The organism is Serratia oryzae (assembly GCF_001976145.1).
Classification (GTDB): Bacteria; Pseudomonadota; Gammaproteobacteria; order Enterobacterales; family Enterobacteriaceae; genus Chania; species Chania oryzae.
In genome coordinates this window covers 20,375-36,726 of record NZ_MOXD01000018.1, presented here as the reverse complement: position 1 = coordinate 36,726, position 16,352 = coordinate 20,375, and the positions used below count along the sequence as shown (strand labels likewise).

The 16,352-nt window shown below is 50.9% G+C and carries 11 protein-coding genes; 4 read left to right on the top strand and 7 right to left on the bottom strand.

The window, feature by feature from the left end; all coding sequences use genetic code 11:
• Nucleotides 1–60 precede the first annotated feature (60 nt).
• The 4 genes from BMI79_RS21655 to acs form a co-directional block, all read right to left on the bottom strand.
• Complete coding sequence (locus tag BMI79_RS21655; RefSeq protein ID WP_076944226.1) at nucleotides 61–2,100, bottom strand: glycoside hydrolase family 3 protein; 2,040 nt, start codon at nucleotides 2,098–2,100, stop codon at nucleotides 61–63.
• Between the two features lie 386 nt (nucleotides 2,101–2,486).
• Entirely contained in the window at nucleotides 2,487–4,139 is a 1,653-nt protein-coding gene (actP, locus tag BMI79_RS21650) for a cation/acetate symporter ActP (protein ID WP_076944225.1), read from the bottom strand.
• The gene (locus BMI79_RS21645) at nucleotides 4,136–4,447 is read right to left on the bottom strand and encodes a DUF485 domain-containing protein (RefSeq protein ID WP_076944224.1); all 312 of its coding nucleotides are present in this window, start codon (nucleotides 4,445–4,447) and stop codon (nucleotides 4,136–4,138) included. The genes actP and BMI79_RS21645 overlap by 4 nt, the downstream gene beginning before the upstream one ends.
• A 138-nt stretch (nucleotides 4,448–4,585) precedes the next feature.
• Nucleotides 4,586–6,544 (bottom strand): acetate--CoA ligase, encoded by a 1,959-nt coding sequence (gene acs, locus BMI79_RS21640; RefSeq protein WP_076944223.1) that lies wholly within the window; start codon nucleotides 6,542–6,544, stop codon nucleotides 4,586–4,588.
• Nucleotides 6,545–7,377: 833 nt separating this feature from the next.
• Here acs and gltP point away from each other — a divergent pair.
• Nucleotides 7,378–8,694 carry a glutamate/aspartate:proton symporter GltP gene (gltP, locus tag BMI79_RS21635; RefSeq protein WP_076944222.1) on the top strand — a complete coding sequence of 439 codons (1,317 nt, stop codon included), beginning with the start codon at nucleotides 7,378–7,380 and terminating at the stop codon, nucleotides 8,692–8,694.
• A 60-nt stretch (nucleotides 8,695–8,754) separates the two neighbouring features.
• Here gltP and BMI79_RS21630 read toward each other — a convergent pair whose 3' ends face one another.
• The gene (locus BMI79_RS21630) at nucleotides 8,755–9,282 is read right to left on the bottom strand and encodes a metal-dependent hydrolase (RefSeq protein WP_076944221.1); all 528 of its coding nucleotides are present in this window, start codon (nucleotides 9,280–9,282) and stop codon (nucleotides 8,755–8,757) included.
• A 148-nt stretch (nucleotides 9,283–9,430) separates the two neighbouring features.
• Here BMI79_RS21630 and BMI79_RS21625 point away from each other — a divergent pair, with 148 nt between their 5' ends.
• The 3 genes from BMI79_RS21625 (at nucleotide 9,431) to BMI79_RS21615 (ending at nucleotide 14,601) form a co-directional block, all read left to right on the top strand.
• The gene (locus BMI79_RS21625; protein WP_076944220.1) at nucleotides 9,431–11,692 is read left to right on the top strand and encodes an FAD-dependent oxidoreductase; all 2,262 of its coding nucleotides are present in this window, start codon (nucleotides 9,431–9,433) and stop codon (nucleotides 11,690–11,692) included.
• A 209-nt stretch (nucleotides 11,693–11,901) separates the two neighbouring features.
• A complete protein-coding gene (locus BMI79_RS21620; protein WP_244157364.1) occupies nucleotides 11,902–13,680 on the top strand; it encodes a glycosyl hydrolase family 28 protein in 1,779 nt (592 codons plus the stop codon).
• 39 nt (nucleotides 13,681–13,719) lie between these two features.
• Entirely contained in the window at nucleotides 13,720–14,601 is an 882-nt protein-coding gene (locus tag BMI79_RS21615) for a fumarylacetoacetate hydrolase family protein (protein ID WP_076944219.1), read from the top strand.
• A 54-nt stretch (nucleotides 14,602–14,655) separates the two neighbouring features.
• Here BMI79_RS21615 and BMI79_RS21610 read toward each other — a convergent pair whose 3' ends face one another.
• Nucleotides 14,656–15,813, bottom strand: coding sequence for a nucleotidyltransferase family protein (locus BMI79_RS21610; protein ID WP_076944218.1), 1,158 nt, complete (start codon nucleotides 15,811–15,813; stop codon nucleotides 14,656–14,658).
• A gap of 19 nt (nucleotides 15,814–15,832) precedes the next feature.
• The gene (locus BMI79_RS21605; protein WP_076944217.1) at nucleotides 15,833–16,180 is read right to left on the bottom strand and encodes an STAS domain-containing protein; all 348 of its coding nucleotides are present in this window, start codon (nucleotides 16,178–16,180) and stop codon (nucleotides 15,833–15,835) included.
• Nucleotides 16,181–16,352 lie beyond the last annotated feature (172 nt).

Below are 16,352 nucleotides of genomic sequence, written 5' to 3'. Positions count from 1 at the left end.
CAAGCAGAAGGCCATCCGTAAGGATGGCCTTTTTGCGTTTTGCAATTGAGATTCAGACAATTACAAACTCATCCCCGCATGAATCGGGTAGAGTGGGTTTGCCGAGTCGTGTGGCACATCTTCTTTTTGCTGCAAAACAGCATCCCAGCTTGAAGGCAGTTCAAACGGCAATTTGCCTTCAGGCTTTGCCTTACCACTGATGATATCGAAAAGTGTGGCATCAGAACTGCCGAAGTTTGCCAATAAAGCATCTGTTTTATCGACGATGTTTGTGAGTATTGCCGGACGATCGAGATAAATTGACGTGATGGTCGGTATACCCTGCAGTTTCACCTGTTTGATGATCTGGTAATCAGCACTGCCGCTGTAAATACCGGGTTTCTCATCCAATACCACGCTTGCCTGATCGTCGAACCCCAGTTGCCCGAAATGCACAGCGCCGAACGGATAGTGTGGATCTGTCTGGTAAGGCGTATTCACACGAAGTACCGCAATATCGGCTGCTTCAGGTGTGTTGACAACCGTTAGCCCGTAGCTGGCCGCAACTTCGGCGTTGACGTTATACAGGAAGACCTTTTTACCCGTAAGTGACATAGGTAACAGGTTATTGTCGTTTTTCAGCAAGACGTGCGAACGGCGCTGTGCGTCAGTCGCCTGTTGTTGAAAGTCATTGTTACCCACCAGCGTTGCGGCAGCTGTTTCATCAACGTAGGGATTTTCGAACAACCCAAGGACGAATTTCTGTTTTAGGATTCTGACGACGGATGCATCAAGACGCGCGGTGGTAATCTGCTGCTCCTCCACCGCGGCAATCAAATCACTGGGATCGCTGGTTCCGCCAAACTGATCGATACCCGCATCCACAGCTTTCACTATTCGCTCCTGACGCGTCAGAGTTTCAACCCCCCAAGGCATGCCGATAGGCACGACAGCGAATGGCGAAATACCTGCGCTGACTTGCGCATCGCTCATACCGGTAATGCAGGTGCCATCACAATCTGACAAGATCCCCCAATCGCTCAGGATCACGCCATCAAAGGCGTAACGCCCACGCAGGATGTCCGTTAGAACTTGTTTGTTAAAGCCGAATCCTACCGACTCAATGAGCGCGTCTTTATACCAAAGGTCGAGCGGTTGGCCATAATAGGGCATGACCGAAGCCACTTTGGCAGCAAATGCGCCTTCGAACGGTACCAGATGATACTCAAAGTTGTCTCCTGGATAGACCTGTTCTTTGCCGTAAGAGTTATGAGGATCCAAGCCACTCAACTGTGGCCCACCGCCAGCGAAGTGTTTTACTACCGTAATGACGCTGTCTTTATTCAAGCCGTTACTGCCGTTCTGGAAACCCTCAATGTAGGCTTGTGTCATCCTCTTTGAGATCTGGTTATCTTCACCGAATGTTCCGTTGATCCGCCCCCAGCGTGGTTCGGTCGCCAGATCTGCCTGCGGAGACAAAGCCATCTGGATCCCTACTGCCCGATATTCTCTCCGGGCAATATCACCAAATTTTTTCATCAGTTCTACATCATCGATCGCAGCAAATCCCAGCGTCTCAGGCCATTGGGAGAAACTGCCCGCGACGATACTGGTTGCATTCGGATCGTTGGTGAAATGGTTTCGCGGATCGGTGCTGATGATAATTGGGATACCAAGGCGGGTCCCCTCCGCAGCTTGCTGTATCTGGTTATTATCATGGGAAATGTAGTTGGGATTGCCAGCCATACGGGTAATGAACGTATTGACGGCATTATCGACGATCTCTTTTTTAGCGGCTTCAACATCCACACGTCCTGCAGAGAGCGGCAATGTGCCATGCATCATCAGCCCGGCTTTTTCTGCGGTGGTCATCAGGGAGGCCAAATTGTTGGCTCGCGTGGTTGCATCCAGGCGCCAGTCTTCATAAGGATCGAGTTTATTGTTTCTGTTGAGATCTTTGAACTTCAGCCCGCCGACTTCCAATAGCTTGACATCCCGATAGCCCAAGTCAGCCTGTTTAGGCTCGCCAGCATTGACAGTGTCGCTATCATTACAGCCACTCAGGCCCAGAGCCATAAAACTCGCCAAAGACATTGCGGTACCGATCTTTCCTATTTGCATTGGTCTATCTCCATTTTAGTGACAAAACGGCCAGGAGCAGGTCATAAACCCACCTCAGATTTTTTCCCCTAAAAGAAACAACGAAATAGTTTGGATACTTCCCAGCGAAAAATATGCAGAAATACTGACTATGCTAACGTTCTATTTTTTTGGACTATAAAATAAATAACCACTGATATATGAGAGAGAGTTCAATCTTTGAACAATTGCTTTTCAGCCTTTGGTCATGATTTTTGGGCTAATGTGGTATTTTTTAAACCGGAATGAGTCATTTTATATACGAATAATTTTATGAAGAAAAAGATATCGCTTTTAACTGGCGATCCAGCAGTGGTTTTCCCTGACGATAAAAAGGCTCCCTAAGGAGCCTTTGGTGAGCGCTAATATCAGTGCTTTGCACTTTGTGAGATACCCAGCCCTGTTTGTGAACGTACAAATTGGAAACGGAAGCGTTCACGTTCTTGCTGCCCAGCGAGAGAGTTGTCGGTAACAGAGAAGAACCAGGTGCCGATAAACGCGGCCAACATTGAGAACAGGGCCGGATATTCATACGGATAGATAGGTTTAGCATGACCCAGGATTTGTACCCAGATGGTTGGGCCGAGGATCATCAGGATCACTGCGGTTAACAGGCCGAGCCAGCCGCCGATCATGGCTCCACGGGTAGTCAGGCGTGACCAATACATGGAAAGAATGATAATTGGGAAGTTACAGCTGGCGGCGATGGAAAACGCCAAGCCCACCATAAAGGCGATATTCTGCTTTTCAAACAGAATACCCAAGGCAATTGCGACGAGCCCCAATACCAAGACTGTGATCTTGGAGACTTTAAGCTCATTACGCTCGGTTGCTTTACCGTCTTTAATCACACAGGAATACAGATCGTGAGAAACCGCAGAAGCGCCAGCCAGCGTCAGCCCGGCGACCACCGCCAGAATAGTGGCGAATGCCACGGCGGAGATAAAGCCGAGGAAGAAGTTGCCGCCAACGGCGTTAGCCAAGTGCACTGCGGCCATATTGTTGCCACCCAGCAGGGCTCCGGCTGCATCTTTAAACGCCGGGTTGGCACTGACTAGCAGGATCGCCCCAAAGCCGATAATAAAGGTCAGGATATAGAAATAACCGATAAAGCCGGTGGCATAGAGCACGCTTTTACGCGCTTCTTTGGCATCGTTAACGGTGAAGAAACGCATCAGTATGTGCGGCAGGCCTGCAGTACCGAACATTAATGCCAAGCCCAAAGAGAGCGCAGAGATGGGATCGGAAACCAACCCACCAGGGCTCATGATAGCAATTCCTTTCGGGTGGACCTTCACGGCTTCGGCAAACAGGGTATTGAAGTTAAAGTTGACCGACTTCATAACCATCAATGCCATAAAACTAGCACCAGCGAGTAATAGAACGGCCTTGATGATTTGTACCCAGGTGGTAGCCAGCATGCCGCCAAACAACACGTATAACACCATCAATATACCAACCAGTATGACGGCGACATGGTAATTGAGGCCAAATAGCAGTTGGATCAGTTTGCCTGCGCCGACCATCTGAGCGATCAGATACAGCGCCACCACTACCAGTGAGCCACAGGCGGACAGAGTACGGATGGGTTTCTGTTTAAGCCGGTAAGAGGCAACGTCGGCGAAAGTATAGCGCCCGAGGTTACGTAACCGTTCGGCAATCAGGAACAGAATGATAGGCCAACCAATCAGGAAACCGATGGAATAGATCAGGCCATCGTAACCGGAGGTATACACTAAGGCCGAGATTCCGAGAAACGACGCGGCAGACATAAAGTCACCGGCAATCGCCAAGCCGTTTTGCAGCCCGGTAATGCGCCCGCCTGCCGTGTAGTAATCCCCACGGGAGCGGGTGCGTTTGGAAGCCCAGTAGGTGATGTATAGCGTGGCACCCACAAACAGAATGAACATGATAATGGCTTGAATGTTCAAGGGTTGGCGCTGTACTGCGCCGCCAATCGCATCGGCATGACTCAGGCCTGGCAATGCCAACAGGGTGATAGCGGATATCAGTCGCTTCATTGCTGCACCTCGCGCAGGATTTCGGCGTTAAGACGATCGAATTCACCGTTGGCACGGTAAACATAAATCCCGGTCAAAACAAAAGAGATCACGATCAACCCGACACCGATCGGGATCCCGCGCGTAATGGTCAACCCTGCAGCGATCGGCGTGCCAAGCCAATGGGGATCGAAAGCGATCAGAAAAATAAAGCCAACGTACAATGTGAGTGTGATCAGCGAAAGGAGCCAGGCGAAACGGCTGCGTTTTCTCACCAGTTCCTTGAAGCGCGGGTTTTCCTCAATCCTTTGATAAATGTTGTCATTCATCTAAGTCTCTCCAGTAGGTGTTGATCGAGTACGCTGCGCTATACCTCGCATTTTTAAGATGCCTTGCGGCCTCTTGAAATCAGTCGGGTATGTAAGCCGTTCCCTCCGAGGTGGAGGGAACGGCCGGGGCGGCGCAAGTCAGGATGGAACTTTGATTGATTGTTTTTCTTCCAACAGCTTGTCGACTACAGCTGGATCCGCCAGCGTTGAGGTATCCCCCAGGTTGCTAGTGTCACCAGCAGCAATTTTGCGCAGAATACGCCGCATGATCTTGCCGGAACGCGTTTTTGGTAACGAATCGGTCCAATGCAGCACGTCTGGCGTGGCGAGCGGGCCGATCTCTTTACGCACCCAGTTACGCACCTCGGTATAGAGCTCTGGCGTGGGTTCTTCACCATGATTCAGCGTGATGTAGGCATAAATCGCCTGGCCTTTGATGTGGTGTGGAATACCCACTACCGCAGCCTCGGCAATTTTTGGGTGAGCCACCAGTGCTGATTCGATCTCTGCGGTACCCAGACGGTGGCCAGAGACGTTCAGCACGTCATCGACGCGGCCAGTGATCCAGTAATAGCCATCTTCATCGCGGCGGGCACCGTCCCCGCTGAAATACATGCCTTTGAAGGTGGAGAAGTAGGTCTGCTCGAAGCGATCGTGGTCACCGAACAGGGTGCGCGCTTGCCCAGGCCAGGAATCGGTGATCACCAGGTTACCCTCGCAGGCTCCTTCCTGTGGTTCTCCCATGTTGTCCACCAGCGCTGGCTGCACGCCAAAGAATGGTCGGGTGGCGGAACCGGCTTTCAGTTCGGTGGCGCCAGGCAGCGGGGTGATCATGAAGCCGCCGGTTTCGGTCTGCCACCAGGTATCGACGATGGGGCATTTACCGTTACCAATCTTGTTGTAATACCATTCCCAGGCCTCCGGGTTGATAGGCTCACCGACCGACCCCATGATGCGTAGCGAATCGCGCTTGGTGCCTTCGATGGCCTTGTCCCCCTCCGCCATCAGAGCGCGGATCGCGGTTGGCGCGGTGTAGAGAATATTGACCTGATGTTTATCGACCACCTGTGACAGGCGGTTCACCCCTGGGTAATTGGGTACGCCTTCAAACATTAGCGTCACTGCGCCGCAGGCCAGTGGGCCATACAGCAGGTAGCTGTGGCCGGTGACCCAGCCCACGTCGGCGGTACACCAGTAGATATCGCCATCGTGATAATCGAAGACGTATTTGAACGTCATCGCCGCATAAACCAGATAACCGCCGGTAGTATGCACCACGCCTTTGGGTTTGCCGGTCGAGCCGGAGGTATAGAGGATGAACAACGGGTCTTCCGCGTTCATCTCTTCCGGCGGGCAGTCGGCGGAGACGCCTGCTGTCAGTTCGTGCCACCACAGGTCGCGCCCTTCCTGCCAATAGCCCGGTTTACCGGTGCGTTGGAACACCACCACATTGCTGATGCTTGTCACCCCAGGGTTCTGCAGCGCATCGTCCACGTTCTTTTTCAGCGGCACGGAACGGCCAGCGCGCAGGCCTTCATCAGCGGTGATCACCAGTTTGGCATTGCAGTCGATAATACGGCCCGCCACGGCTTCCGGTGAAAAACCGCCAAAAATTACGGTATGTATGGCACCTATGCGAGCACAGGCCAGCATGGCGATGGCGGCTTCCGGCACCATGGGCATATAGATAGCAACGACGTCGCCTTTCTTCACCCCAAGCTTTTTCAGCACATTGGCAAACTGGCAGACGTCATGGTGCAGTTGTTTATAAGTGACTTTTTTCGACTGGCTAGGGTCATCACCTTCCCAAATGATGGCGGTTTGATCGCCGCGATCGGCCAGATGGCGATCCAGGCAATTTGCTGACAGGTTCAGCGTACCGTCTTCAAACCAGCGGATACTGATATGGCCGGGATCGAATGAGGTGTTCTTCACTTTGGTATAAGGTTTGATCCAATCCACGATCTTGCCGTGCTCACCCCAGAATGCCGCAGGGTCTTGCACAGATTGTTGATAATATTGCTGATATTGTTGAGGGCTAATCAAGGCTCGTTCTGCAATTGCAGACGGAATGGCGTGTTTATGCAGTTGGCTCATGGTTTTTCTCCTTAGAATTGTTAATAATATGTCAACTGATGGTTATGTATAGTTTGCTCTAATTCTTTGTTCTTTTTTTGCGCGGCGGATCACGCAACGAAGATATTGATTTGTAATAGTTACTGCTGTAATCGTGTTGTGGATCTGTTTGGTTGACGGTGAAAAAACCCTAACAAGACGATTTTCCTTAAAAAACTTTTTAAATAACTAAAAAGAGTTAGCATGAGGATGAGGCTGGATCCTTGCGGTTGAAATGGGATGTTATGAGTATGGAATATATTTCAACTTAAACCATTTCTGCGGTGCTAAATAACAGAGTCATTTTTATTTCTTATTATTGGTAAATATGATTGCTGTCCAGCAGTGATGCTATAAGATATTTCTCGTGTAAATAGGGGCTACTTTCATATCTTCTTTATAATGCAGGTCTATGTATCATTTAATAAACATTTTTTTAACAAAAATAAAACACTTTATCCATACTAAATATGCAGGATAGATGAAAAATCACGCATTTCTATTTTGTTTGAAAATTGTTCAAATTAGTCTGCGCGTGATCGGTTGACGCTAATATTATGTTTTTAAGAACAAGCAATTATGTTGCCATTCATTTTTCTCTTGCTTATTTCTTATTCTGGAAAGCATATAAGCCAGATAAAACAAGGCTTGCAGAACACCGTCTCCAGATGGTACAGATTTATATTGCGCTGCATGAGGGGCAAGCGAGCGCAGAGTTCTAACAGCATAAGCCCGTCTTAAATGATTAAGTATTCCATCTGAAGCCTATTGCTTGTTAAATACTTTGGAGAGAGTTCTTTGAGGATTTTTTGGGTATGAAGAGTGTAAAAGTTAGCTTGGCGTGGCAAATTCTGATCGCGCTGGTATTAGGGATTATATTGGGGGCCGTATTACATAATCAGGCGGAGTCTCGCGAGTGGCTGGTCAATAATATACTGAGCCCTGCCGGGGATATCTTTATTCGCCTGATTAAGATGATTGTCGTGCCTATCGTGATCTCTACGCTGATTGTGGGGATTGCAGGTGTTGGCGACACCAAGAAATTAGGCCGTATCGGATTGAAAACCATTATCTATTTTGAAGTGATCACCACCATCGCCATTGTGCTTGGGGTGACATTGGCTAATGTTTTTCAACCCGGGCAGGGTATCGACATGTCGGCGCTGACCGCGGTGGATATCTCCAAGTATGAAAGGACCACTGAGCAGGTGCAGAGTGGTTCGCACAGCCTGGTCGCCACCATTCTGTCGTTGATCCCTTCAAACGTCTTTGCGTCAATCGCTAAAGGCGAAATGTTACCGATTATTTTCTTCTCGGTGCTGTTTGGTCTAGGTCTTTCCTCACTGCCGCAAGACACCAAAGAACCGCTGCTGAAGGTATTTAAAGCGGTGTCTGAAAGCATGTTCAAAGTGACGCATATGATCATGCGCTACGCACCTATCGGGGTGTTTGGTTTGATTTCGGTTACGGTAGCGAACTTTGGTTTTGCCTCGCTGTTGCCGCTGGCCAAGTTGGTGGTGCTGGTCTATTTCGCCGTTGCTTTCTTTGGCCTAGTGGTTCTCGGCATTGTGGCGCGGATCTGTAATCTGCGCATCTGGACGTTGATCCGTATCCTGAAAGAGGAGCTGATTCTGGCTTATTCCACTGCCAGTTCAGAGACCGTGCTGCCACGCATTATTGAGAAAATGGAAGCTTACGGTGCGCCGAAGTCGATCACCAGTTTTGTCGTACCCACCGGCTACTCTTTCAATCTGGATGGTTCCACGTTGTATCAAAGTATCGCCGCCATTTTTATTGCGCAGTTGTACGGCATTGAGCTGTCGCTGGGGCAAGAGATTATTTTGGTGCTGACGTTGATGGTGACGTCAAAAGGCATTGCTGGTGTTCCTGGTGTGTCTTTTGTGGTGCTGCTGGCAACGTTGGGCAGCGTGGGTATTCCGTTGGAAGGCTTGGCGTTTATCGCCGGTGTGGATCGGATCCTGGATATGGCGCGTACCGCATTGAATGTGGTAGGCAACGCGTTGGCGGTGTTGGTGATCGCCAAGTGGGAGAACCAGTTCGATACTAAAAAGTCACTGGCCTACGAGCAGGAGTTTCTGGCTGGTAGAGTGACGCCGGCAAGTCAGTCTTAAACGCTGTTAAAACTCCAGTAAACCTGCCAGTGATGGGTTTACTGGAGGCCCTTATGGCCGTTACCCGATCGTTTTGCGCCAGGCAATCAGCGCCATCATCAGGATAAAGCCGGGTAACCAGACCCAATACAATTCGGAGACTATCACCGCATGGCCTGAGGGTGTCAGGTATTTCGCCAGGTTGAACGGCGCTACTCGAATCACCTGCCAAGGGGCAAAAAAGCGTTCATCACTCCATGGCCACAGCCAACCGACGCCTTTGCCGCCGGTAGTTATTGAATCCAGCAGGCTGTGCGACAGCAGTGAAACAAACAGAAACGACCAGGTCTTGAGCAGGGATGTTTTAAACCACTGGCACAGCAGCAGCGCCAATGTGGGCACTAGCGCCGCAAAAAGCAGCGAATGCGTAAAGCCGCGATGGCCAAACGCATTGCCATAAGCAACACCGAACTTAAATGCCAGCACGTCAGCATCGGGCAGCATGGCGAATACCACACCAGCGAACAGCAGACGCGGTGGGATAATTTTCTGCCCCAGCCCCAATCCAAGGCATAGTGGAACCGCGGCGTGAGTGATGATCGTTGGCATGATGGTCTTCCGTGCGTTAAACCTATTGCGCTCGCTGTTTTATCACAACCACACCGTGATTACCTACTTTGGCTACGGCAAATCGCTGAGCGTGATATAACAAAAGCGAGGCATACGTCATTCGGCATCATGGAGAGAGGTTTTGGCTATGTGGGATGTTATCGTTATTGGTTCAGGGATTGGCGGGCTTACCAGTGCAGGACTGCTGGCGGGGGTGGGTGATAAAAAGGTTTTGGTGTTAGAGAAACACTCGGAACCCGGTGGGCTGACCCATGTTTTTCGCCGCGATGGGGCATCTTGGGATGTTGGCCTGCACTATATCGGCAACGTCGGGCCAGACTCTAAAACCCGGCAGCTATTTGATTGGCTCTCCTATGGCAAGCTGCAATGGAATAAGCTCCCGGACGATTTTGACCGCTTTATCTACCCTGATTTTCAGTTCAACGTCCCTTCCGATCCTGCCTTGTATAAAGCACGTTTAATCGCCCGTTTTCCTGCCGAAGCCAGAGCCATCAAACGCTATTTCCGCGATATCAACCTCTGTTCTCTGTGGGCCACCATGGGGTTTGTCCGCGCATTTGTGCCGCTGAAAGTGGCGCCGATCGTCGGCGTGTTGCAGCGTCTGACCAGCCGCAAATCGCTGCAGACCACCCAGCAATATATGGAGAAAAACTTTCGTTCCCCGCTGTTACGTGCTCTGTTAGTCAGCCAGTGGGGGGATTATGGTGTGCCCCCGGCCAACAGCGCTTTTGCGATCCATGCCCAGATCGTAAAACATTATTTAAACGGTGCCTGGTACCCGCAAGGCGGCGCTGGCCGCATTGCGCGGACGTTTGAAAAACGGATAGAAAGCCGGGGGGGCGCGGTGCGTGTCTGCCAGCAAGCGACGGAGATTGTGCTCGAAGAGGGGCGGGCGGTCGGGGTTAAGGTCATAGACAGAAGAGGCCCTGAGCCACGTGAGGTGATTTATCGCGCTCCGACGATTATTTCCAATATTGGTTTGGAAAATACGTTTCAATCTTTATTACCGACGGATGGCGAAATCGGTAGCAAAACCGCCGCGATTCGAGAATGGATTGAGCGGCTAAAAGGTAACGGCATATCCGCGGTCACATTATATTTGCGCTTAAAGGCACCGGTTTCTACCCTCGGTGTGCAAGGTGAAAACTATTGGATTAATACCTGTACCGACCACGGCGATCTACGCTTGCATTCTGCCAGCCTGATGAAGGGCCACCCTACGCAAATCTATGTCTCTTTCCCTTCCGCCAAAGCGGGTGACGATCGCTTCCATACTGCGGAAATCATCTCTTTTGTGCTGCCGGATGCGTTTTCTGCCTGGCAAAATACGCCTAAAGGCCAGCGTGGTCATGCTTACGCCGCACAGAAAAAGCAAGTGGCCGAAGGGCTGTTGCAGTTGGCAGAAGTATCGTTACCCGGTTTAACACAGTTGGTCAGCTATTATGAGCTGTCTACGCCGTTAACGATGGAGCACTATACCTCTCACCCTCGGGGGGGCTTTTATGGCTTACCCGCCACTCCGGAACGTTACAGTACCTATCTTTTGGGGCCGACCACGCCGATTGCCGGGTTATATATTTCAGGCACCGATGCCGGATGCCTGGGAATTGTTGGCGCGTTAATGGGCGGTGTGGGGGCAGCCGCGCAGGCCATGGGGGCCAGAGGGTATCCTTTAATTCAGGCGGCGCTGAAAGAGCCACTTCCACCTTTACCTACCTACCCGTTGCCAGCGGAAAAACAGCGCGCCGAGTTAATTAACAAAACCCAGCTTACTGCCACCATCTGGCATCTGTATTTTGAATTGGATTCACCGCTTGCCGCTTTTGAGCCAGGGCAGTTTGGGCGCTTACGTGTTGCTGATTACGAATGGCGCGATTATTCGATTATGCGTGCTGAGGATCGAAGGATTGAATTCGTGATCGATACCCGCACCGGTGGGGACGGCTCTGTTTTCGTCAAGCAGGCCAGCGTGGGCCTGCAGACCGAGATTGAACTGCCGCTGGGGCATTATGCTTTGGTGAAAAACGCCAAGCGCAAAGTGTTTATTGCCACCGGCACGGGCATTGCGCCATTTTTACCCATGTTTAATCAGCTTACACAGGAAGGGACGATCAACACGGCCGAGCTGCTTTTTGGTTGCCCGACGTGGGTTGATGATATCACCCGGCATTTTTCCCCATTGCCACCGACGAAAACGCTCTGTCTCAGCAGAGTCGACGTTGTGCCTGATGGCGCATTTAAAGGCAGGGTGACCGACGCGCTCAATGGCCTGCATTTTGATCCAGCCACCACCGATTTTTATGTTTGTGGTTCCGCGGCCATGGTGATGGACTGCCAAGTGCTTCTGGAAGAGAAAGGGGCGAAGAACATTTTTATCGAGAGATATTAAGTAGAGTGCAGATGTTGATGCTCATCATTAAATTATAAAACAATGGAATTAATTTAATGAAACGTAGTTTCTTTATTTGGGTGGCGGTGGCAAAGAGGATAGTATTTAAGGCGCTGTAGCGATATTGGTTCCTCCTCCAGTGATAAGGGATCCCCATGAGCCTACCCTATCCACCCTCCACTCTGATGATTAAGGCTACGCTTCTATTTATGATGACCAGTTTGATGGCAATAACACCGCAGGCTTCTGCCGCTCCTCTGAATAAACAGGCACCGCAGCAACTTCAGGTTCCCACTTTAGCGGCTGACGACAGCAGCCTGGTGTTGGTGTGGCAAGCACCTGAAGATACCCGTGATATCGTTGATTATCTGGTTTATGCCGATGGCAAACTGTTGGGTAAAGCCAGTGAGAACAGCGATCGGTTTTCACCCGCCAAACCCTACATCAACCATTTCTATGCACATGACAAAGAGCATTTCTCGCAGCGGATTGTGATCCAAAATTTTAAAGTGACGGATCTAAAGCCGGACAGCCAATATTCGTTCGCCGTCAAAGCACTCTATGCTGACGGCACGCAGTCCGGGGCCAGCCAAAGCATCACGGCAAAAACCACCCCTCTACCGAAGGCGATCGCTATCACCGACTTTGGTGCCAAAGGTGACGGCACTACGCTGAATACCCAAGCGATTCAGCGGGCGATTGACGCTTGCCAGCCCGGTTGCCGGGTTGATATACCGGCCGGGGTCTACAAAACCGGTGCCCTATGGTTGAAAAGTGATATGACGCTCAACCTGCAGGCCGGATCGACCCTGCTGGGTTCTGACGATCCGGCGGATTATCCACCGGCCTACCGGCTGTACCACTATTCCAGCGAAATACGCCCGGCATCGTTGCTCAACGCCATTGATCCGAATCGCATAGAGCCCGGCACCTTCCGTAATATCCGTATCGTCGGGCCCGGTATCATCGACGGCAATGGCTGGCTGCGGCAGGAAAAGGCGGAGCTGGTGGATGAGGTGGGTAACCGCCTGCCGCAATATATCTCCAGCAGAAACAGCAGGGTGCATGAAGAAGGGATCTTGGCGAAACGTCAGGTTGCCCAAGCGGTGGCTGAAGGCGTGCCGCTGCAGATTGCCTACGGGCAGCGCCGCTCCAGCCTGATGACACTGCGTGGCGTAGAGAACGTCTATCTGGCAGACTTCACGGTCCGCAACCCGGCATTCCACGGCGTTATGCTGCTGGAAAGCCGCAATGTGGTGGCCAATAACCTGATCCATCAAACCTTTGATGCGAACAACGGTGACGGGATTGAGTTCGGCAACAGCCAGAACGTGATGGTCATGAATAACTTTTTCGATACCGGTGATGATTGCATTAACTTCGCCGCCGGCACCGGTGAAAAAGCGTTAGAACAGCCGCCGATGAAAGGGGCTTGGTTGTTTAACAACTATCTGCGCAGAGGGCACGGCGCGGTGGTGACCGGCAGCCATACCGGTGCATGGATTGAAGACATTCTGGCCGAAAATAACGTCATCTACCTCACCGAGGTGGGGCTGCGTGCCAAGAGCACGACGGATATCGGCGGTGGGGCCCGTAACGTGACGTTCCGCAATAACGCCATGAAGGATATCGTCCGCCAGCCGGTGATCCTGACGCTCAATTATTCGGATCCTAACGCCAAAATCGATTATCCGGCGGCGAAAAAACCTGCGCAATTTTACCATTTCCTGGTGCAGAACGTCACGGTGCAGGGGACGCAACAGGATAGCCCGGCCATTGAGATCAAAGGCAACAGCGAGAAGAATGCCTGGCACCGGCAGGTGCGTTTCGACAACGTGCGTTTTAATAACGTGCCACCGGCCGCGATCGGCGATCTGGAAGACAGCCAGTTCGATCGCGTGGTTTTCAGCCAGTTGCGCGGCGAGGCTCCTTGGCAATTCAGCGCCATCAGAAATGTGACCATCGACGGTAAACCAGTGGCGCCTTAACGCTTATCGTAGCAACGGATACCAATAAAGGGTGAAGCAATGAAATTAGCGACGTTACAGCAACACCATGAGGCCAGTTTTGTGGCGATTGTCGACGCTGCGCGGGGGCGTTACTGGCAGGTAGCCGAAATCATGCCGGGCCTGGCAGTGAACATGAATCAACTGCTGCAACAGTGGGAAAGTATCAAAGGTGATGTTGTACCCAACGGAGAAGGCTACCCGCTGGTGGGTGTCAAGGTTTGTCCCCCATTGATCCCCGCACGTAATATCTTTTGCATTGGTAAAAATTACCGCGAGCATGCTGCCGAATTCAGCAAGTCAGGCTTCGACCATAGCGCAAAAGCCGATGAAGTTGCGCCGGAGTTTGCCGTGGTTTTCACTAAAGCACCGGAAACCGTGATTGCTACCGGGGCTAAAATCCCGCGCCATGCGCAAGTGACGGAGCAGTTGGACTATGAAGCCGAACTGGCGGTGATTATTGGCAAGGGGGGGCGAGCTATCAGCAAGGCTGATGCGTTCGATCACGTCTGGGGTTATACCCTGATTAATGATGTCACCGCGCGTGATTTACAAAAAAATCATCGTCAGTGGTTTATGGGCAAGTCGCTGGACGGATTTTGCCCGATGGGGCCGTGGCTAGTATCGGCGGATGAAATTGATCTCAGCGCTGCGTCGATACAATGCTGGGTCAACGGTGAATTACGCCAGAATGCAAAAATCAGCGATCTGATCTTTGATATTCCCTCTTTAATCGCCACCTTATCTGCCGGTATCGAACTCAAACCCGGCGATATTATCGCCACCGGAACCCCTGCTGGCGTAGGGATTGGCTTTACACCACCGCGTTTCTTGCAAACTGGTGATGTTGTGCGTATTGAGATCGACGGCATTGGCCGCTTGGAAAATGAGGTGGGCCAATAATCGTTATGGTGGGTTTGCTGAATAGGGCTGCTTGCCACAGCCCTATTGCGGTTATCAACTATTTTGGGCGAGCAGTTCATTGAACAGCGATTTTTCCGCCGTAATAATGTCTGTACGCCGTTTATCATCAATCAGCCAGTTCAAACCTGCATCAGACAGATCGATCGCCGTGCCGTCCGGTGAAATCACTTTCCCGGCAAAAATCATCTGCTGATACAAATTGGCAATGCCGCCGACCCGGGTATAGTCAGCAATAAAGCTTTGATCGATAACCGCACCTTGCTCCAATAGGCAACCAGCGCCAATAATCGCAGGGCCTCTGATGGTTACGCCGGGCTGTATCTCGGTACTGCTGCCAATATAGACCGGCCCTTCAATATCCAGGTTGGCAAAATCCGCCTTCACGTTAAGGCCGCACCAGATTTGCGGCGCAATCTGAACGCCTGGCATCGGATAATCCGGGAGTTCCTGATTAAGGATCATGCGGTTGACGTGCCAGAAATCCTGCAGCGAGCCAATGTCTACCCATTGGAATGGCAGGGCGATACCGTAGAACGGCACACCTAATTCAGCCAGTTTGGGGAATAACTGGCTACCGATATCGTATTCAATGCCATCAGGAATATAATTGAATATCTCGGGCTCAAAAACATAGATACCCGTATTGGCATTGTTTGATAACGCTTCTTCCGCTTTGGGCTTTTCCTGAAACTTACTCACCCGGCCTTGTTCATCGGTGACCACAATACCGTACTTACTGACCTGATCGGCTGGCACTGGGCGCATAATCAGGGTCGCGACACTTTTTCTGGCGCGATGGAAAGCCAACACCTGATCGAAGTCCACATCAATTAAGGCATCCCCACACACCACGACAAAAGTGTCATCAAAGAAACCGGAGAAATTCTGGATGTGCTTCATGCCACCTGCGGAGCCCAGCACGTTATCGACAAAAGTATTTCCCTCCATCACACCTTCGTAGGAGTACCCCATTTCTACTCCCCAGGCATGACCATCGCGGAAATAATTCTCAATATCTCCAGAAAGGTAGCTGGTGTTGACCATTAACTGATTAAAACCATAGTTCCTTAAATGCTCAACGATCGACTCCATAATCGGCTTACGGATCAAGGGGATCATTGGCTTTGGCAATATCGTGGTCAGTGGTCTGGCTCTGGTTCCTTTCCCTGCAGCAAGAATCATGGCTTTCATAATGCATATTCCTTTTTAATCAAGGTGCGACGGGGCACATTTGTTGTAATGCCTTGCTTTGATCAGCGCCGATAGTAAATATTTTATCCATCCGGGTTAGCTTGAACATACTGTGGATGTTGCTGTTCAGTGAGCAAACCGCGAGCTCACCTTTGCCATGTAAAGCTTTCAAGAGAGAAACCAGAGCGCCTAAAAAACTGCTGTCAATGAAATCGACCTGGCTGAAATCCAGTAAAATATGGTGGTTCCCCTGAGCAATCATCGCTTGCATATCGTCCTTAAACTTGGTGGAAACGGATGCATCCAAGCGCCTGTCCAAGGGAGTGATAACCAATACCTTACCAATTGACTGAGTTTCAAAGTTCATTATTTCTTCCTTACAATACCGTTGGGATGGGGAACCGCGATTGCGCCGGTTCGCCGGTAAAGAAATAGTGTGATTCCATGCCATCTGCCTTTACCGAATATACATCTGTTTTTGTCGGATATCAGTAAGGTAATGGCGGCTGTTATTGCCGTTACCTGAAGGTCATCTTCGA